Source organism: Planobispora rosea (genome assembly GCF_014648175.1).
In the GTDB taxonomy this organism is placed as follows: domain Bacteria; phylum Actinomycetota; class Actinomycetes; order Streptosporangiales; family Streptosporangiaceae; genus Planobispora; species Planobispora rosea.
In genome coordinates this window covers 1-18,795 of sequence record NZ_BMQP01000051.1, presented here as the reverse complement: position 1 = coordinate 18,795, position 18,795 = coordinate 1, and the positions used below count along the sequence as shown (strand labels likewise).

The following is an 18,795-nucleotide window of genomic DNA, read 5'->3' as shown; positions in this document are numbered from 1 at the left end:
CCGGGCCCCGCTCGCGCGATCCGGGGGAGTACGGCGGGTCGGGGCATCCCGCCTGTGGAATGCCCTGACTCCTACACTGGACAGCGATAAGAGAACTTTCGGGGGAGAACTTCACATATGGCCTGGTTGATGCTGGCAGGTGCGATCATCGCGGAGATCCTGGCCACCACCGCGCTCAAGCTCAGCGACGGTTTCTCCCACAAGGGCTGGTCGCTGCTCGTAGTGGCCGGCTACGGCACCGCGTTCTACCTGCTCGCCCAGGCCCTGAAACTCCAGATGGAGGTCGGCACCGCCTACGCCGTCTGGTCCGGCGCGGGCACCGCCGCCATCGCCGCGATCGGTGTGCTGTTCCTCGGCGAGAGCCTCAACCTCGCCAAGATCGCCGGTATCGCCCTCATCATCGGCGGCGTGCTCGTCCTCAACCTCGCCGGCGGCGTCCACTGACCTCATCCGAGTGACCTCATCCGAGTGACCTCATCCGAGCTGACCTCATCCGAGCTGACCTCATCCGAGGGTCTGGCCGCCGTCGACGGTCAGGACGCTACCGGTCACGTACGGGTTGGCCATCAGGAACAGGGCCGCGGCGGCCACCTCCTGCGGGCCGGCCAGCCGCCCCAGCGGCGTCGCCGCACCGGCGGCCGCGATCGCCGCCGCCGCGGCCCCGGAGTCCGGATCGGCGCCGCGGCCGAAGAAGGAGCGGGTCAGCGGTGTGTCGGTGCCGCCCGCGCGGACCGTGTTGACGCGGATCCGCCGCGGCGCCAGCTCCACGGCCAGACCCCGGGTCAGGGCCTCGACCGCGCCCAGCCCGGCGGCGGCCAGCGCGGTCCCCGGCAGCGGGCGCCGGACGAAGTCACCGGAGACGAAGGTGAGTGACCCGCCGGCCGGAAGCCGCGACTCGGTGACGCGGGCCGCGGAGTAGGCGGCCCACAACCGGCTGTCCACCACGACCGACCCGGCCCCGCGGTCGAGCTCCGCCAGCGGGCCCATCACCAGCGTCCCGGCCGTGACCAGCACATGGTCGATCGAATCGACCGGGTCCAGCGCGCGCCGCAACGCCTCCTCGTCGCAGGCGTCGGCCGCCCGGGTGAGGACGGCGGCGCCCGGATCGCCCGGGCCGCCCGGGCCGGGCGCCGCCGCGCGGATGGCCGCGGCCGCGGCGGCCAGCCGCGCCTCGTCACGGGCGACCACGACCATCCGGGCGCCCACGGCGCGCAGCAGCAGCCCGGCCGCGAGGCCGATCCCGGAACTGCCGCCGACCAGCACGACGGTCCTGCCCTCCAGGACGTGCGGCAACGGAGTCCGGACGGGAACCGGCGATCCACTCATGCGTTTCCTCCCACACCCGGCCGCGCCTGTGCCGGCGCGGCATCCGGTGTCGAGGCTACGGAGCGGCCCTGCGACGATCCATGACGAGAACGCTCAGATTCCTAGCAGATCGTCTCACTTCCCTGGGCTACCGTTACCCCGTGGACGTGCTCGACGACGTGCTCACGATGACCCGGATCGGCGGCGGCGTCTCCGGCCGCCTGACCGCCCGCGCGCCGTGGGGCCTGCACTTCGACGGCGGCGGCGCCGCCAACTTCCACATCGTCGTCCGCGGGGAGTGCTGGCTGCGGCTGGACGGCGACACCGAGCCCGTACACCTGCGGGAAGGCGATGTGACGCTGCTGCCCGACGGAGCCCCCTACTGCGCCGCCGACCGGCCCGGACGAGCCGCGGTGCCCTTCACCGGCGTCCTGGCCGCCCACGACCACCCGAACACCGCCTCGGTGGGCGGCGCCGGCGCGGAAACAGTGATCATCTGCGGGGTCTACGACTTCGGCGCCGGCCTGACCCACCCCCTGCTCTCCGCGCTCCCCAGGCTGCTGCACCTGCCCGCGCCGCACGCGACCTACGGCGGCCCCCTCGGCTCCGCCGTCCGGCTGCTCGCCGCCGAACTCGACCGGCCCGGCCCCGGGGCGCGGGGCGTCACCGCCAGGCTCGTGGACGTCCTGCTGGTCTACATCCTGCGCGCCTGGCAGGAACAGCACGGCCCCCCGGCCTCGGGCTGGTTCGGCGCACTGCGCGATCCCCGCATCGGGCGCGCCCTGACGCTCATGCACCAGGCTCCCGGGCACCGCTGGACCGTGGCACGGCTCGCCGCCGCGACCGGGCTGTCCCGGGCGGCGTTCGCACGCCGCTTCGTCACCCTCGCCGGCGAGCCGCCCCTGGCATACCTGACCCGCTGGCGCATGATCACCGCCGCGGTCCTCCTGAAGGAGGGCGCCGAACCCCTGTCGGTCATCGCCGGCCGCGTCGGCTACGAATCAGAGTTCGCGTTCGCCCGCGCCTTCCGCCGCGCCCACGGACAGTCCCCCGGCCGCTACCGGGCCCAGGCCCGTCCCCGCCCCTGAGTCCGACACCCCTCCGGTCCGCCGCACGCGACCCGCGTCCCGCCCGGCCGACGACCGGACCGGGCCCCGCCCGGCACGGAATTTATTGCATCGCCGGCCGCTTTTGCCCTGTTCTAGGCTGGCCGCGTGCTGAAACCCTCCTACCCGATCCGGACCGACCGGCTCATCCTGCGTCCCTTCACCCCCGGCGACCTGGACGCCGTGTACGCCATGCAGTCGCTGCCCGAGGTCACCCGCTACCTGTACTGGGAGCCCCGCGACCGCGAGCAGGCCCGCGAGGCCCTGGAAACCAAGATCACTCAGGTGGCGCTGCTGGACGAGGGCCAGGCCCTGTCCCTCGCCGTGGAGATCGCCGACACCGGCGAGGTCATCGGCGACGGTCTGCTGTTCTGGCACAGCCGCACCCACCGCGCCGGAGAGATCGGCTACGTCCTGCATCCCGGCCACCACGGCAAGGGCTACGCCACCGAGGTCGGCCGCGCCCTGCTGGAGCTCGGCTTCGACGGCCTGGGCCTGCACCGCATCACCGGCCGCCTCGACGCCCGCAACACCGCCTCCGCGCGGGTCCTGCAACGCCTGGGCATGCGCCGCGAAGCCCACCTCGTGCAGAACGAGTGGGTCAAAGGCGAATGGACCGACGAGCTGATCTACGCGATCCTGCACCACGAATGGCGCAACCGCCGCTGATCCCCGTGCGGCCGGAACCGGCCGCACCACCGGCCGGTCCCGGCCGGTTCACCCGGTCACAACGCCAGCTCGATGACGAGCGGCCGATGATCGGAGACGGGCGTGGACGGCGTGCCCGTCCCGCGCACCGCGTCCGGGGACAGACCCGTCGCCAGGACGTGGTCGAACTGCACCCGCGGACGGTGCGCGGGGTAGGTCGGCGTACGGGCGAGAGCACGCCAGCGGCGGCCCTCCGGCCGCCTCCTGCCGACGGGGTCCTCCAGCCGGGCGGCCGCGCTGAGCACCATCCGGGGCAGGGGACCCACCAGGTTCAGGTCGCCCAGCAGCACGTGGGGCACCGGCAGGCCGGCGATCCAGCGGCGGATCGCGCTCAGCTGGACCGCGTTCCAGCCCGGGACGAACGACAGGTGCGCCGCCACCGCGGTGAAAGGACCGCGCGGGCCCTGCAGGACCGCGGCCAGTACGGCACGCGGCTGATCGGGCACCATGGTGAGCCCCGGCCGCCCGACCACCCGCAGCGGCAGGCGCACGGGGGCGGCCGGCAGCCGCCGCGCCCGCCAGGCGAGCACCGGGACCCGGCTGAGCAAGGCGATCCCGTGCGACGGGCCGCCGCTGCGGGCCGCGGCCTCCTGCGGCCCGTACACGCGCAACCCGGGCTGGGCCAGGTCGAGCACCCACCCGCGGTCCGGCACCGAGCGGCCGTGCAGGGCCGAGGCGTAGCGCCAATCCCGTGCGCCCACCCTCCGGGCGGCGATCGCCGCCTGGTCGGCCTGTCCTGACCGCTCCTGGAAACGGTCGACCTCCTGCAGCGCCAGGACGTCGGCGTCCGTCGACGCGACGGCCTCGGCGAGCGGCTCTGCGGCCGCTGCGGGGAAGGGCAGCGGCCGCCCGTTCTCGGTCGGCCGGCCGTGCAGCACGTTGAAGGTCGCGAACCTCATCGGCCCGACGGTACAGCACGCCGCCGGCTCAGCATCTCGTCGCTCAGCATCTCGGGCGTATGCCCGCACCAGGACGACCAGCGCCCGGGCCCGCCACTGCGGCTGGGCGATCGAGCGGGCCAGGGCCTCCGCGTGCCCGCCGTCCCGGTGCACGCCGTGCACCGACAGCCGCACGACAGCCAGCAGGCAGGGACCTCCCGCCGGGCGTCCTCTCCGCCGGCCCGTGCGCCCACACCGCCCCACCGCATGGCCCGGGTGAGCATCCATGAAGACCGCGCTGCGCTGTTCATCACCGCCCTCTGGCGGTGAACGGCGCCGCGGCCGGGCCGGACCCCGCGACCGCGGTAGCGCCCCGCCCGGAGCAGCCGGTGAGGCGCGTGCGCGGATGTTCTACGATCACGCGATGAACGCCGTGGACTGGATCCTGATCGCCTTGATGATCCTTCTGCTGCTCAGAGCCGTGATCCAGGTGGGACGCAGGCCCCGAGAAGTCCTGCGGATCCTGGTGACGCCCTTCCTGTTCATCGGCGTCGCCTTCCCGGCCTATGCGATCATCGCAACGGCCCGCCTGCTGGGCCCGTCCATCACGGTCAGCCCGCACAATTTCACGACCTCCCTGAGGGTGGGGTTCTTCTGCCTGGCCCTCTCCTTCTTCCTCCTGATCGGTGATCTGGTCAGGCGAGCCGTACAGGGGACGGGCACACCCCCGGGCACAGCGGGGCGCATGACCGTCCTTCACCTGGCCCTGACCGCGGACTGGGACGCCGCGCGCGCAACGGGGGAGTACCGCGTCTCCACACGGGGACGCACCCTGGAGGAAGAGGGCTTCATCCACGCCTGCGCCGACCACGCCCAGCTCGACGGCGTCGCCCGCCGCTACTACCGCGGCGTCACCGACCCGCTCACCCTGCTGACCATCGACCCCACCGGTCTCGACGTCCGCTTCGAGGCGCCGCCCGGCCCCCGGGACGACCGGCACATCCGGGACGGCGCGGAGACCTTCCCGCACATCTACGGCCCCGTCCCCGTCTCCGCCGTGGTGTCGGCGGAGCCCTTCACCCTGCCGCCGTGAAGGGGTCCTCGGCAGCGTCGCCGAGGGCGGCGACCATCGAGGTGGAGCCTGCCCGCGCCATGGAGACGGTTTCCCGGTGATGGTGTCGGCGTGCGACGCGTCCGGGCATCGGGAAAAATCCCATGAAACATCCGCAAGCGCGACCGAAGATCGTTAGGCTGCGGCGATGGAACACGTAACCGACGGACCCGGCAATCCCGTACCACCGAGGCCCTTCTGGGGTTCGACCGCGCCCCGGCCGGTCGATCCGGCGGCCCAGGTGAACGACTACGACGGCTTCGCCGAGGCGTACGCGGCGGAGACCGAGAACAGCTTCATCAACGCGTACCTGACGCGGCCCGCGATCCTGGCCCTGGCCGGAGACGTGGCCGGCCGCCGGATCCTGGACGCCGGCTGCGGCTCGGGCCCCCTGACCGCCGCGCTACGCGAGCGCGGTGCGGCCGTCACCGGCATCGACGCCAGCGCCGGGATGCTGGCGCTGGCCAGGAAGCGCCTCGGTGCGGACGCCGACCTGCACGTGGCCGACCTGAACGCCCCCCTGCCGTTCGCCGACGGCGCCTTCGACGACGTCATCGCCTCACTGGTGCTGCACTACCTGCAGGACTGGGGACCGGCGCTGGCCGAGATGCGGCGCGTGCTGCGGCCCGGCGGCCGGCTGATCGCCTCGGTGAACCACCCGTTCGCGGACTACGCGCTCCAGGACCCCCGGCCCGACTACCACGCGACCACCAGCTATACCGACCTGTGGACGTTCAACGGGCAGTCCTTCCCGATGACCTTCTGGCGCCGGCCGTTGCACGCGATGACCGACGCCTTCACCGCCGCCGGCCTCCGCCTGGCCGTCATCAGCGAGCCGCAGCCCGACCCGGCCGCCCGCGAGCTGTTCCCCGACGACTTCCACGCCTTCTCAACCAAGATCAGCTTCCTGTTCTTCGTCGCCGAGGTACCGCCGTCGCCTGCGAGCTCGGACGGCTGAGCCCCCTTAAAGGACCCGGCCGGGTACTCGACCCCAGTCCACGCGGCGTGAGAACCGGCGCGTGAGAACCGGTCGCCGCCCCTCCCGGCGGGCGGCGGCACACCCGCGCAACCGGCGGCCTACACGCACAACGTCCGCTGGATCCGCCGCGCCGCGAACGCCAGGCCCGCCGCGCCCATCACCACCAGATACGCCGCATGCCCCAGCAGGCCCCAGCCCAGCTCCCCGATGGCCAGCCCCCGCACCAGCTCCACCGCGTGGAACAGCGGCGTCACCGCCACCACCGCCTCGAACACGGCCGGGTAGTCCCGCACCGGCGAGAACGTCCCCGAGAACAGGAACAACGCGAACTGCCCGGTCGTGAGCATGTCGAAATCCTGCCAGCCGCGCATCAGCGTGCTGATCGCCATGCCCACCCCGCCGAACGCCATCCCCACCAGCAACGTCGCCGGAAGAGCCGCCAGCGCCCACCCGGGGCTGGTCAGCCCCAGCGCCACCATCACCACCAGGAACGCCCCGGTGTAGGCCGCGCTGCGCACCAGCGCCCACGCCAGCTCGCCCACCGCGATCTCGAACGGCTTCACCGGCGTCGCCAGGATCGCCTCGAAGGTCTTGGAGTACTTCATCTTGAAGAAGAAGTTGAACGTGGTCTCCGCCAGCGCACCCGACATCGCCGAGACCGCCAGCATCGCCGGAGCCACGAACACGGCGTACTCCACCACCCGCCCGCCCGGCAGCGCCAGGTCGCCGACCAGCGCCCCCACCCCGACACCGATCGACAGCAGGTACAGCACCGGCTCGAAGAACCCCGACAGCAGGACCAGCCAGTACGACGGGCCGCTGCGCAACGCCCCCACATTGCGGTTGATCACCGCGCCCACCCGGGAGGGGGAGACCCGGGCCACCGCCAGCATCACCGTCACCATGCCCCGGCCCCCTAATCCTGAAGTCGCTTACCGAAGGCGGAGACCGCCCAGGCCAGCCCCGCGGCGGCGAACAGCAGCAGGCAGCCCGCATGCACCGCGACCGGCCACGGGGGAGCGGCCCCCAGCGTCGCCGCCCGGCTCAGCTCCACCCCGTGCCACAGCGGCGAGACGTACGCCAGCGGCCGGACCATCTCCGGAAGCTGGTCGACCGGGAAGAACACCCCCGCGAACAACGTCGAGGGGATCATCACGAACCGGAACAGCAGCGCGAAGTAACTGTCGTTGTCGATGCTCGCCGCGAACGCCGTCACCGGAGCCGCGGCGGCGACCGCCACCAGCGCCGCCACCAGCGGGGTCACCACCGCCCACGGGGAACGCAACGCCCCGAACAGGCCGGTGACCCCCAGGAACACCACCGCAGCGATCTCCACCCGGAGCAGGATGTACAACATCCAGCCGGCCACCATGTCACGGACCCCGACCGGCGTGGCGCGCATCGCGTGATAGGCCCGCACCCACTTGAAGTCGCCCAGCACCGAGTAGGTCGACTCACCGATCGCCATCTGGAACGCCGTGGAGGCCATCACGCCCGGCACGATCCACGCCAGGTAGCTCACACCGCCGATCTCGCCGACGTAGTTGCCGACCCCGACCCCGATGCTCACCAGAAACAGCACCGGCAGGATGAAGGAGGAGAACACCGAGGCACGCCAGAGCCGCCGGTACAGGTGAAGGTGCCGCTCCAGCACGGCCACCGTCGGATGCGCCACCGTCAGTCCACCAGCGTCCGGCCGGTCAGGTGCAGGAACACATCCTCCAGCGAGGACCTGCGAACCAGCACGCTCGAGGGCGTCAGCCCCCGCCGGTGCACCTCGGCCACCGCCGCGTCCCCGTCATCGGCGTACAGCAGGATGCGGTCCGGCAGCGGGTCGACCCGCCCGATGCCCTCGAGCTTGCCCGTGTAGTCGACCTCGTCGGGGAAACGCAGCTCCACCACCTCGGCCGTGGAATACGTCTCGATCAGCGAGCGCGGCGACCCCTCGGCCACGATCCGCCCGCCGTCCATCACCACGAGGCGGTCGCACAACTGCTCGGCCTCGTCCATGTAGTGCGTTGTCAGCACCAGCGTGGTGCCCCGCTGCTTGAGCCGGAACAGCCGCTCCCACAGCAGGTGCCGCGCCTGCGGGTCCAGCCCCGTCGTCGGCTCGTCCAGCAGCACCAGATCCGGCTCGTTCACCAGCGCCCGCGCGATCGTCAGCCGGCGCTTCATCCCGCCCGACAGCGGCTCGACCTTGCTGGTGGCCCGGTCCCGCAGCTGCGCGAAGTCCAGCAGCTCCTCGGCCCGGCGCCGGGCCTCCGCCTTCGACAGCCCGAAGTAACGGGCGTACGTCGTCAGGTTCTCCCGAACGTTCAGATCCGGGTCCAGGTTGTCCAGCTGCGGGCACACCCCCAGCCGCGCCCGGATCCGGGAACCGTCGCGCACCGGATCCATTCCCAGAATCCGCAGCTCACCGGCTGTCGGCATGGACACACAGCCGATCATCCGCATCGTGGAGGACTTCCCGGCACCGTTCGGCCCCAGGAAACCGAACGCCTCGCCGGGCGCCACGTCCAGGTCGATGCCGTCGACCGCGGTGAAGTCACCGAAACGCTTGACCAGGCCACGCGCATGGATGAGAGAGTGCGGGGATTGTTCGGACACGCCCGCGACCGTAACAGACGCCTCTGACAATCCCGCAAACGATTTATCGCGTCGCGTCGCCCGCCGCGTCCTGCCGCCTACCGCGTCCGGCTGCGGACCCGGATGCGGCCCCGGCCCCGGCGGTTGCGGGCAGCGGCGCCCTCGGGGGAGAGGGTCGCCTGCCCGCGCCGCTTCCTGCGCCGGAACCACCAGCCGACGCCCAGCAGGGCCAGGCCCAGGGGAGTGCGCGACAACCACCGCACCAGTACGACCTTGAAGAAGTTCCTCATGGCGAATCCTCTGCCCGGTGAAGAGGGTCCCATGTGAGCCTTTCCCTCACCGCGGCGGGAAATCACAGAAGAGACAAAATTAATCTACGTTGTAAAGGCAATCACTTAGGAAAAACACCTAAAAAGAACAAAATCGACGACGGGGGAGCAGCCGACCCGCCCGCAGGTCACACCACACCCTCCCCACCCTCGAGATAACAGTGCAGACGACCCGAACCCTCCAGCATCGCCACCGCCCGCTCCGTCAACCCAGCCTGACGCCGCGCCACAGCCTCCCGCAACGCCTCGCTGCTCCCCGTACGGCGCAGCCCCTCGAGAATCGGCAGAATCTGCGCCAGAGAGTAGCGTCCCTGCCGCAACATGCTGACCATCCGCGCATCCCGCACATCCGACGGACTGAAACAGCGATACCCCGTAGCCCGCTCCCGCCCCGGCCGCAGCAACCCGGCCGCCTCCCACACCCGCAGAGCCGAAGCACGCACACCCAGGTGAGCCGCGACATCACCGACACGCATACCCGACCGCACCGGCCCCTCCGCCTCGGGGTCCTGCCGCGCGACCACCTCCAGCGCCTCACTGACCGCCTGAAGCGACAACCTCTGCTCATGCAGCGCCGCGTGTCCCGCGTCCACCAGCGTCACCGCCCGGGGGACATCCCCGGCGTGAACGGCCTGCATGATCGCCCGAGCGGTGTCCGTGCCGTACCCCCTCACCAGAGCCTGATAAGTGATCAAAGCCTGGCGGTGCCGGGCGTCGAACCTGCGGTAACCGGCCGGCGTCCGCGGAGCCGGAGGCAGGACACCCACCTCACCGTAGTTACGGATCTGCTGCGTCGAGACACCCGCCATCCGCGCCAGATCGATGGGACGAAGCCCCGCCTCCCGGCGGCTCATCGAACACCCTCCTCCCGCCTCCCGCACCAGGACACCCCGGAGCCGACAACGATTGAAGATTACCGGCCGAAAGCCCGCCGCAGCCGGGGGAGGGGAGTGGTCAGCGCGAAGAGCCCACCGCAGCACGCACCGCAGTACGGACACCCGACGACACGCTCACCCCGCAGACGCATCACCCACCGCACCACCGCCATCCTCCCGCGCGTACTCCGCCAGAACCCCGTAGGCGGGATTGCCCTGCGCGGCCCGCCGCACCTCCCGCGCCGTCGACGCCACATAGGCCTGGCCCGTGACGATGGAGGAGTGGCCCAGTAGCTCCATCAGCTCATGCGCCGACGCACCGCGCTCGGCCAGCCGCGTCGCGAACTCATGCCGCAACGCGTGCACCAACGTCCCCCGCTGCACCCGATCATGAACACCGGCGTACCGGTAACACTGACGCACCAGATACTGCAGCCCGCCCCGCCGCAACGGCTCATTGCGCGTGTCCACCAGCAACGCCGCCGACCGGGGGAGGTCCGCCAGCCCGAACCGCTCACACCGGCTGCGCAGATAGCGCTCGACGAGCCGCTCAACCGGCGCCTCGATCGGCAACGACCGGGTCCTGCCACCCTTGCCGACCACCTGAATCCGCCGATCGCCGGGGGAGCCGCCGATCGACCCGACGGTCAAGCTCAGCAACTCCGCCGAACGCATCCCCGTCACCAGCGCCAACGCCAGAACCACGAGATCCCGCTCCACCCACGGATCCCGGGCCTCGCGCGCACCCGCCGCGATCCGCTCCAGCAACGTCAGCGAGGCGGTCCCGTCGCCGAGCAGCGGCTTGGGCGCCTTGGCGGGCTGGCGGGGCCGGGGCACCGCGGCCATCGGGTTGCCCTCCAGCAGCCCTTCGGCGACGCAGAAGGTCAGGAACTGGTTCCAGGCGCTCCAGGCGCGGTTGACGCTGGCCGCCGAGCGCGGTCCGGAGAACTCCGCGAACGCCGTACGGACGGCCCGCCCGGTGAGCCGGCGCACCTCGAGCTCGGCGGGCGGGACACCCGCGGCCGAGGCGACGATCTCGGTGACGGTCCTGAGGTCGCGCTCGTATCCGGCGACGGTGTGCGGGGAGAGCTTCTTGGTGCGCAGGGACGACAGGAAGTCCGCCAGGGCTTCGGGCAGGCGCATGAGTACCAGCGGGTCACGCTCCATCGGGGTCTCCTGGGTGGGCGGGGAGGGCGGATCCTGAATGATGCATAAGTGCGATTATGCATCAAAGCCGTGTGGGGATCCGGGAAGAGGGGTCACGACACGCCGGAGAAAACCGCACCCGCACACCCCGCGCCCTCCATGCCCTCCACGCGGGCTGCCTACGACACGCGCGCCGCCGACCCCGCCGGACAGACTCCTGGGACTGCAGACACCGGACGATCGACGAGGCTATCCTCAAGGCATGTCAGACACGATCAGGATCGTCATAGTGTCCGCTGTCGTCCTCATCCTGATCATCGCTTTGATCTGGCTCGCGGTACGGCTGGCTCACCGGCCCCGCAACAGTCTCCTCGGCGGCGCTCTGGGGCCCGAGTTGGTGAGCCAGGCGCGGGAGCTGAAGGTCTCCGGTCAGTTCGACGACGCGGTCTTCCTGATCCGGGGTGAGACCGGTATGAGCCAGCGGGCCGCGTCCCGTCTCGTCCGCAGACTCTGACATCTGACAAAAGCGACATTACATCCGATACCAGACAGAAGGTGAATTCTGTCCGGTATCGCTCTCGGATGGATTTTCTCTGTGCGCAGGCTTCCCCTTGAGTGCGGGCTGGGAGGCAGTGCAGCCTTCCCCGGCGTGCTCCCCCGGCGAGGGCTGCGTGATCGCTCGTCACGACGCGGTCAGCAGGTGGGTGAACATCGCGGTCACGACCGATGCCGCCGATGCCGCCGATGCCGCCGCCTGGAGGGAGGTCGCCGGTCCTCTCCCCCGGCCGGTGGCGGTGGAGCCGGGCGGGCCTGGGTGGTTGCGGTGGGTTTGGCTCAGGGCCGGTCGGGATCGTCCGATAGAGCTGGCGTGAAGCTTGGTCGTCTGTGTGCCGGTTCCCTCCTGGTGGGGCTGGTCGTTCTTGTTGTGGTGCCGTCGGGCTTGGTGGCCCGGGGGCAGTTCGCCGGCGCGGTACCCGGTGTCCTGTTCGGGGCGGTGTTCCTGTTCGGGGCGGTGCTGTCGTCTGTCGTGGTGCTGCTGCTGGTGCGGCGGCGGGACCGGCGCCGGATCGGGTCCCTGTTGCGGGTCGTTGAGGCTGCCGTGGCGTCGGGTGACCGTACGTTGCGTGTGGGGTCCGGTGGGCGGGGTGAGATCGGTGCGCTGGGGCGGGTCGTCGACGGCTTGCTCGACATGATCGCCGCTCAGGGGGCGGAGCTGGAGCGTGCCGCCGATGCGAGGGAGGAGCAGTTGCGTGCCCTCTACGCTGAGCGGCGGCTCAACGAGCAGCAGGCGCATCAGCGTGCCCAGGAGATGATCAATGACAGTGTGGCGATCATCATGGGTGAGTTGCGGGTGGTGGCTGACAGGACTGAGGAGTTGCGCAGCGCCGCTGAGACGATCGAGGAGCGGGTCGGTGTGACCGATGCCGTCACCGGTTGCGTGACCGAGCAGGCGCGCAGGGCCAATGACACGGTCGAGCAGCTTGAGGTGAGCCTGTCCAGGGTGGACGGGATCGCCCGGCTCATCTCGGAGGTGGCTGCGCAGACTCATCTTCTGGCGCTCAATGCCACCATTGAGGCGGTCCGGGCGGGTGAGGCGGGTCGGGGTTTCAGTGTGGTGGCCAACGAGGTCAAGGAGTTGGCCTCGGCTACGACCCGGTCGACTGCTGAGATCACTGCGATCGTTCATTCTCTGGAGGAGAACGCTCTGGCGATGGCCAGGTCGCTCACCGAGATGACCGGTGGTGTCGGTGATCTGGGTGAGGCGACGTCGCAGGTGGGGGTGATGACGCGGCGGCAGCATTCGAGTGTCGATCTGCTCAAGGAGTATCTGGATCGGGCGATCGACCGGATTTCGACGATGGCGCATCTGACCGAGCAGCTCGAAAGGCGTAATGCTCCGCGTGCGGCGATCGGTGGCAGGACGTGGATCCGTTCGGGTGGTCGTGAGTATCCGGCTCAGATGCTTGACCTGAGTGAGTCCGGGGCGCATTTCTCCATTGGCCGTGGTACGCCGCTGGGTCAGGGTGATGTCGTCGAGGTCGGCATTCCGCTGCCGGGTGAGGGTCCTCTGACGCTCGGTGCCGACGTCGTTCATCGCAAGGTGCACGAGGACAGCGCCGAGGTGGGTTTGCGGTTCCGGGATGTGTCTGCGTCGGCGGCGGATCGTGTTCACCGGCATGTCGTGGCGGCGCTCACTGATCAGGACTGAGTTCGCCGGGTGTCTGCGGGGTGTCTGCGGCGGGGGCGGGGGTCCGGTGTGCCGTTGTGTTTCGAATGGGCTTCGGGGCGCCGGACTGAAGGTGAAAAGTAATGAAAAGTCGAACTGTGTCGGGTTCAAGGGGGTTTCTCTGTCCGAGGCCGGAGGGGACCCTGGGAGATAGGAGGTGTTCGTGATGCAGACCAAGCAGTGGAACGTGGAGATATCCATCACCGAGGACGACTCCGACACCGTCACCACGGCGAGGGCGACCCTGCTCGCCGACGACGGCACCCGCCATGAGAGCGTGGCGCATGCCCGCCGCAACCCCGGTGACAGCGCCGTCCCGGACATCGGCGACGAACTCGCGGCGGGACGGGCCCTGTCCGACCTGTCGGCCAGGCTTCTGGAGGACGGCGCCCAGGATGTGGTGCGGCTGGCGAACTCCGTGCATACCTCGCGCTGAACGCTGAACGCTGAACCTTCGAACCTCTCCCCTTCTCCCCCATCGCCCGGTACGGGCCGCCGGGTGCCGTCGGGCATGGCCGGGGCCGGAGGGCGAAGGGCCGGTTGACGACGACGGGCCGGTCGGCGCTGGACGGGGCGATGAACCCGGCGTCAGTCGTCGAGCAGCCGCCACGCGGTCAGGGCGATCGAGGCCCGGACCAGTCCGGTGGGTTCGGTCAGCTCGATGCCCAGGGTCTTGCCGATCTGTTCGATGCGGCGGGCGACGCTGCTGTGGTGCAGGTGAAGCAGGTCGGCGGCGCGGCGCAGGGAGCCGCTCTCGCAGTAGGCCTCCAGCGTCTGCAGTTCCTCGGCGTTGTCGGCCAGGCGGGCGATGGCGGTCACGTCGGCGTTGTCGTGTGCGGCCTGCCGGGGCAGCTGGGCCAGCAGCGCCAGCGCGCCCAGAGCGTCGTAGGAGACGACGGGCCGGCGGGCGGTGGTGAAGCGCAGCGCGGTGCGGGCCTGGTGCCAGGAACGGTCGGGGCTGTCGGCTGCGCCCAGGCCGGCGTGCACGCCCGCGGGGAAGCGGGCCGCATCCACGGTGGTGGCCAGCAGGACTCCGGCGTCGGCCAGCGGGGCGGCCTTGACCGGGCGGGCCGGGCAGATCAGCGCGCCGATGCGATCCAGCGGCAGCGCGGAGCGCACGGCCACGACGCGGACCGGCAGGTCGGCGGCGAAGCCCAGCAGCCGCAGCGCCCGGGCCCGGGCGGCCTCGTCGCTGCCGGGGCTGATCACCAGTTCGACGAGCGCGGGGTCGGCCATGGTGGTGCGGGCGGGGCCGTAGCGCTCGACGACCGCGGCGGCGGCGATCGCCAGGCGGTCCAGCAGTACCTCGTCAAGCGTGTTGGGCGGGCCGGGGCGCTCCAGCCACACCGTGCCGATCTCTTCGTCGTCCAGGACGATCGGCGCCGTACTGGAGGCCGGGAACGCCGCGGCGGTCGCGGGGGTTGCGGCCGGCGGGTCGGTGAGCTGCCGGCCGTCGGGTGAGAACCGCATGGTCCGGCCCGTGCCGGACAGCCGGATCCCGGCCACGCATTCGGCCAGCCCGGCCGAGGCCCGGACCAGGGCCGGCAGGTCCACTCGCCGGCGCATCAGCGTGTCGTAGAACATGACGACGCGGATCACTCCCCCGGCTTGCGAGTCCAGGCGTGACAACCGTGCGGCCAGAGCCTCCATGGCCCCAGGTTAGGGCTTTCCGGGCCAGGAGATCGCGCCGATCGGTGCGTGATCGGTGCGGGATGCCCGACGAATGGCGGATGATCTCGGTGGTGACGGCCGGGAGGATGGCCGGCATGGATCCCGAACTGGAAGCATTCGTCCCGTTGTTCCCCCGGGCTGATCTGACCGATCCCGTCACCTCGCGCAAGGGTCTCGCCGAGCTGGCCACCGCGGTTCCGTTACCGGACGTCGCGGGAATGGAGATCGAGGACCGTACGGTGCCCGCCGATCCGCCGGTGCCGGTGCGCATCTACCGCCCCCAACTGGCGCAGGGCGCCGTCGTCTGGCTGCACGGCGGCGGGTTCGTCATGGGCGACCTGGACACCGAGCATCCGTGGGCCGCGCGTCTCGCGGACGGCTCCGGCGCGGTGGTGGTCTCGGTGGGTTATCGCCTGGCCCCCGAGAACCCGTTCCCGGCCGCCCTCGACGACGTCTACGCCGCGCTGGCCTGGGTCGCCGGGAACGCGGCCGGGCTCGGCGTCGATCCGGAGCGGATCGCGGTCGGGGGTCACAGCGCCGGCGGGAGCCTCGCGGCCGCGGTGGCGCTGCGGGCGCGCGACGAGCAGGGGCCGCCGATCCGCTTCCAGCTGCTCAACCAGCCCGGGCTCGACGACCGGCAGCAGACGTGGTCGCAGCGGAACTTCACCGACACCCCCTGGATGAATCGCGACAAGGTCACCGCATCGTGGGGGCACTACCTGGGCTCCGCGCCCGCGACGCCGTACGCCGCCCCGGCGCGCGCCGCCGACCTGTCCGGACTGCCGCCCGCCTATGTCGCCACCGCGGAGTTCGACCCCAACCGCGACGAGGGCATCGGCTACGCGCTGCGGCTGTTGCAGGCGGGCGTGCCGGTCGAGCTGCACCAGTGGCCCGGCACCTTCCACGGTTCGCAGGCGATCCTGTCGGCCGAGGTGTCGCAGCGGCAGATCGCCGAGCTCGGCGCGGTGCTGCGCCGGGCGCTGGCCGGATGAGGTCTGCCGCGGTGCGCGGCGAGGATGCGGACCCCGGGGTGGCGGGGCTGCTGCGCCCGCACGCGCGGAGGTTCGCCGTCGTCGTCGTCCTGCAGGTGATCGGTGCTGTCGCGGGCCTGGCGCCGTTGCTGGCCGTGGTCGAACTGGGGCGCGCGCTGCTGGCACCGGGCCCGGCCGATCACGGTCACGTCTGGGCGGTGGTGACGGCGGGTGCGGGCGGCCTGTTCGTCCGGCTGCTGTTCACGGCGGCGTCGGCCGGGATCGGGCATCTGCTCGACGCCCGGGTGCAGCTGGCCTTGCGGCGGCGGCTGGCCGCGCGGCTGGGCCGGGTGCCGATCGGCTGGTTCTCCCGGCGCCGGACCGGTGAGCTGGCGAAGGTGGTGGGGCAGGACGTCAGCGCGGTGCACCCGTTCATCGCCCACGCTCCCGGGGAGCTCGTCTCCGCGTTCGTGGTGCCGCTGGTGTCGCTGGTCTACCTGTTCACCGTCGACTGGCGGCTCACGCTGATCACGCTGATCCCGGTGGTCGCGGCGGTGTCGTTGGTGCCGCTGCTGATGCTCCCCGCCCGGCTGCGCGAGCAGGAGGAGTTCGATGCGGCCATGGGGCGGATCGCGAGTTCGGTCGTCGAGTTCGTGCAGGGCATCGCGGTGGTCAAGGCGTTCGGCGGGGCCGGGCGCGCCCACCGCAGGTTCCTTGCGGCGGCGGATGATTTCGTCGGTGTCTTCGTGCGGTGGGTGCGGGGCGTGTCCCTGGTCGCCGCCGGGATGCAGCTGGCGCTGTCACCGCCGTTCGTGCTGCTGGTCGTGCTGGCCGGCGGTACGGCCCTGATCGGGTCCGGTGGCATGGCCCCGGCGGACCTGCTGCCCTTCCTGCTGCTGGGGCTGGGCCTGACCGCTCCGGTGGCGGCCCTCGGCCACGGTTTCGACGACATGCAGGCCGCCCGGCGCGCGCTCGGCCGGACCCGGGAGGTGCTCGCGGTGCCGCCGCTGCCGGAGCCGGCGCACCCGGTCGCGCCGCGGGGACACCGGGTGGAGCTGCGCGGTGTGCGGTTCGGCTACGACGCCGGTCACGAGGTACTGCGCGGCGTCGACCTGGTGCTCGAGCCGGGGACGGTGACCGCGCTGGTCGGGCCGTCGGGAAGCGGCAAGTCCACCCTGGTGCGGCTGCTGCCCAGATTCTCCGACCCGACGTGCGGGTCGGTCGTGCTGGGCGGCGTCGACCTGCGTGAGATCGGCAGCCGGGAGCTCTACCGGAAGGTCTCCTTCGTCTTGCAGGACGTCCACCTGCTGCGCGCGTCGGTCGCCGACAACATCGCGCTCGCGGTCCCCCACGCCGACCGCGACGACGTGGTCCGCGCCGCCCGGCTGGCGCACATCCACGACCGGATCCTTGAGCTTCCGCGCGGATACGACACGGTCATCGGCGAGGAGGCCGGCCTGTCGGGCGGTGAGGCGCAGCGGATCTCGCTCGCCCGCGCGCTGCTGGCCGACACGCCCGTTCTGGTGCTCGACGAGGCGACCTCCTTCGCCGACCCGCAGACCGAGCGGGCGGTACGGCGGGCATTGGCGGCGTTGAAGGGCGGTCGCACGATCCTGGTCATCGCCCATCGCCTGGAGACCGTCTCCGACGCCGACACCGTCGTGGTGCTGGAGGACGGAGTGATCACCGAGCGCGGCGGGCCCGCCGAACTGCTGGCGCGCGGCGGGAGGTTCGCCGCGCTGTGGCGATCCCAGTGGGGATCCCACCGGCCGGCGGCCGCCGGGGGGACCTGCCAGGAGAGCACCGAGCAGACCGGCGAGGAGACCGGCGGGCGGATCGAGACCCCCGCAGGTGTTCAGCGAGGAGACGAGCCCCGATGATCCGGATGCTGCTGCGCGTGCTGGGTCCCGAGTACGCCCGGGCCATGCGCCGCATCGTGGCCTTGATGACGATGACCGCGGTGGCCGAGGGCCTGTCCTACGCGCTGCTGGTCCCGGTGCTGCGGGCGCTGCTGGGGAACCGTCCCGGGGAGGCCGGGCTGTGGCTGGCGGCGTTCGGGGCCGCGGTCGCGGCCTACGCGGTGCTGCGCTATGTCAGCGACCTGTCCGGCATGCGGGTCGGGACCACGATGTTGCGCAGCATGTACCACCGGCTCGGCGAGCACCTGGCCCGGCTGCCCCTGGGCTGGTACGGCCCCGGCCGGGTCGGTGAGGTGTCCGTCATGGCAGGTCAGGGACTCCTGCAGGCGATGGGGGTGGCGGCGCACCTGATGGCGCCGTTCGTCTCCGCCTGCGTCACCCCGCTGACGATCGTCGCGGTGATGCTCGCGTTCAACTGGCAGCTGGGGCTGGCCGCGCTGACCGCCCTGCCCGTCGTGGCGGCCGTCCAGATCTGGACGGCGCGGTCGGCGGCGGTCACCGACGCCGACCGCCACGAACGCGACACCGAGGCCACCGACCGGGTCGTCGAGTACCTCCAGGCCCAGCCGGTGCTGCGCGCCGGTGGACGGACCGGTGAACGTTTCGCGTTGCTCGACGACGCGCTGCGGGAACTTCAGCGCGCCTCCCGCCGTACCGTGTTGTCGGCGCTGCCCGGCATGATCGGTCTGGCACTGGTGGTGCAGGCGATGTTCACCGCGCTGCTGGTTCTGGGCGCCTACCTCGCGCTCGGCGGGGACATCGGCGCGGCGGAGGTGCTGACGATCCTGGTGCTGGCCGCCCGCTGCGCCGATCCGGTCCTGTCGCTGGCGGACATCGGCGGCAAACTCCGCAGCGCGCGCTCCGAGCTGGACCGGCTCGACGCGGTGCTGCGCACCGAGCCGCTGCCGGAAGCGCGTGAACCGATCCGGCCGGTGGGCCATGACCTGGAGCTGGAGGCCGTCGCCTTCCGGCACGGCGACCGCG

The 18,795-nt window shown here is 71.6% G+C and carries 20 protein-coding genes; 11 read left to right on the top strand and 9 right to left on the bottom strand.

Annotated elements, in window-relative coordinates; translation table 11 throughout:
- Nucleotides 1-117: 117 nt before the first annotated feature.
- Nucleotides 118-444 (top strand): DMT family transporter, encoded by a 327-nt coding sequence (locus tag IEZ08_RS34050; RefSeq protein ID WP_189243823.1) that lies wholly within the window; start codon nt 118-120, stop codon nt 442-444.
- A gap of 60 nt (nt 445-504) precedes the next feature.
- On the opposite strand, the gene IEZ08_RS34045 is transcribed toward IEZ08_RS34050, so the two are convergent.
- Entirely contained in the window at nt 505-1,326 is an 822-nt protein-coding gene (locus tag IEZ08_RS34045) for an SDR family oxidoreductase (protein ID WP_068923666.1), read from the bottom strand.
- Between the two features lie 140 nt (nt 1,327-1,466).
- Here IEZ08_RS34045 and IEZ08_RS34040 point away from each other — a divergent pair, with 140 nt between their 5' ends.
- Nucleotides 1,467-2,393, top strand: a complete 927-nt coding sequence (locus tag IEZ08_RS34040) for an AraC family transcriptional regulator (protein WP_203863609.1) — start codon at nt 1,467-1,469, stop codon at nt 2,391-2,393.
- Between the two features lie 126 nt (nt 2,394-2,519).
- A complete protein-coding gene (locus IEZ08_RS34035; protein WP_068923664.1) occupies nt 2,520-3,080 on the top strand; it encodes a GNAT family N-acetyltransferase in 561 nt (186 codons plus the stop codon).
- A 56-nt stretch (nt 3,081-3,136) separates the two neighbouring features.
- On the opposite strand, the gene IEZ08_RS34030 is transcribed toward IEZ08_RS34035, so the two are convergent.
- Nucleotides 3,137-4,192: an endonuclease/exonuclease/phosphatase family protein gene (locus IEZ08_RS34030; protein ID WP_203863610.1), complete on the bottom strand. Its 1,056-nt coding sequence runs from the start codon at nt 4,190-4,192 to the stop codon at nt 3,137-3,139.
- 229 nt (nt 4,193-4,421) lie between these two features.
- Here IEZ08_RS34030 and IEZ08_RS39975 point away from each other — a divergent pair, with 229 nt between their 5' ends.
- Both IEZ08_RS39975 and IEZ08_RS34020 read left to right on the top strand, forming a co-directional pair.
- The gene (locus IEZ08_RS39975; protein WP_229803824.1) at nt 4,422-5,090 is read left to right on the top strand and encodes a DUF952 domain-containing protein; all 669 of its coding nucleotides are present in this window, start codon (nt 4,422-4,424) and stop codon (nt 5,088-5,090) included.
- Between the two features lie 166 nt (nt 5,091-5,256).
- Nucleotides 5,257-6,066, top strand: coding sequence for a class I SAM-dependent methyltransferase (locus IEZ08_RS34020; RefSeq protein WP_189243821.1), 810 nt, complete (start codon nt 5,257-5,259; stop codon nt 6,064-6,066).
- A gap of 119 nt (nt 6,067-6,185) precedes the next feature.
- Here the strand turns inward: IEZ08_RS34020 and IEZ08_RS34015 are convergent, their stop codons facing one another.
- The 6 genes from IEZ08_RS34015 to IEZ08_RS33990 form a co-directional block, all read right to left on the bottom strand.
- Nucleotides 6,186-6,992, bottom strand: a complete 807-nt coding sequence (locus IEZ08_RS34015; protein WP_068923662.1) for an ABC transporter permease — start codon at nt 6,990-6,992, stop codon at nt 6,186-6,188.
- A gap of 11 nt (nt 6,993-7,003) precedes the next feature.
- Nucleotides 7,004-7,762, bottom strand: a complete 759-nt coding sequence (locus IEZ08_RS34010; protein ID WP_203863611.1) for an ABC transporter permease — start codon at nt 7,760-7,762, stop codon at nt 7,004-7,006.
- Between the two features lie 2 nt (nt 7,763-7,764).
- Nucleotides 7,765-8,694 carry an ABC transporter ATP-binding protein gene (locus IEZ08_RS34005; RefSeq protein ID WP_068923660.1) on the bottom strand — a complete coding sequence of 310 codons (930 nt, stop codon included), beginning with the start codon at nt 8,692-8,694 and terminating at the stop codon, nt 7,765-7,767.
- Nucleotides 8,695-8,771: 77 nt separating this feature from the next.
- Nucleotides 8,772-8,963 (bottom strand): DUF6203 family protein, encoded by a 192-nt coding sequence (locus tag IEZ08_RS34000; protein ID WP_068923659.1) that lies wholly within the window; start codon nt 8,961-8,963, stop codon nt 8,772-8,774.
- Nucleotides 8,964-9,130: 167 nt separating this feature from the next.
- Entirely contained in the window at nt 9,131-9,856 is a 726-nt protein-coding gene (locus tag IEZ08_RS33995) for a MerR family transcriptional regulator (protein ID WP_068923658.1), read from the bottom strand.
- 156 nt (nt 9,857-10,012) lie between these two features.
- The gene (locus IEZ08_RS33990; protein ID WP_084780110.1) at nt 10,013-11,044 is read right to left on the bottom strand and encodes a tyrosine-type recombinase/integrase; all 1,032 of its coding nucleotides are present in this window, start codon (nt 11,042-11,044) and stop codon (nt 10,013-10,015) included.
- Nucleotides 11,045-11,285: 241 nt separating this feature from the next.
- Between IEZ08_RS33990 and IEZ08_RS33985 the strand changes: the two genes are divergently transcribed.
- The 3 genes from IEZ08_RS33985 (at nt 11,286) to IEZ08_RS33975 (ending at nt 13,686) form a co-directional block, all read left to right on the top strand.
- Nucleotides 11,286-11,537 carry a hypothetical protein gene (locus tag IEZ08_RS33985; RefSeq protein ID WP_068923657.1) on the top strand — a complete coding sequence of 84 codons (252 nt, stop codon included), beginning with the start codon at nt 11,286-11,288 and terminating at the stop codon, nt 11,535-11,537.
- A 354-nt stretch (nt 11,538-11,891) separates the two neighbouring features.
- Nucleotides 11,892-13,232: a methyl-accepting chemotaxis protein gene (locus IEZ08_RS33980; protein WP_141703989.1), complete on the top strand. Its 1,341-nt coding sequence runs from the start codon at nt 11,892-11,894 to the stop codon at nt 13,230-13,232.
- Nucleotides 13,233-13,416: 184 nt separating this feature from the next.
- Nucleotides 13,417-13,686: a dsRBD fold-containing protein gene (locus IEZ08_RS33975; protein ID WP_068928816.1), complete on the top strand. Its 270-nt coding sequence runs from the start codon at nt 13,417-13,419 to the stop codon at nt 13,684-13,686.
- 152 nt (nt 13,687-13,838) lie between these two features.
- On the opposite strand, the gene IEZ08_RS33970 is transcribed toward IEZ08_RS33975, so the two are convergent.
- The gene (locus tag IEZ08_RS33970; RefSeq protein WP_068923655.1) at nt 13,839-14,900 is read right to left on the bottom strand and encodes a helix-turn-helix domain-containing protein; all 1,062 of its coding nucleotides are present in this window, start codon (nt 14,898-14,900) and stop codon (nt 13,839-13,841) included.
- A gap of 116 nt (nt 14,901-15,016) precedes the next feature.
- Between IEZ08_RS33970 and IEZ08_RS33965 the strand changes: the two genes are divergently transcribed.
- The 3 genes from IEZ08_RS33965 to IEZ08_RS33955 all read left to right on the top strand — a co-directional run.
- On the top strand, nt 15,017-15,913 hold the full coding sequence (locus IEZ08_RS33965) for an alpha/beta hydrolase (protein ID WP_141703987.1): 897 nt from the start codon (nt 15,017-15,019) through the stop codon (nt 15,911-15,913).
- Between the two features lie 11 nt (nt 15,914-15,924).
- Nucleotides 15,925-17,772, top strand: a complete 1,848-nt coding sequence (locus IEZ08_RS33960) for an ABC transporter ATP-binding protein (RefSeq protein WP_229803822.1) — start codon at nt 15,925-15,927, stop codon at nt 17,770-17,772.
- The coding region (locus IEZ08_RS33955) for an ABC transporter transmembrane domain-containing protein (protein ID WP_189243819.1) at nt 17,769-18,795 on the top strand (1,027 nt) is incomplete at its 3' end. The genes IEZ08_RS33960 and IEZ08_RS33955, both read left to right, overlap by 4 nt.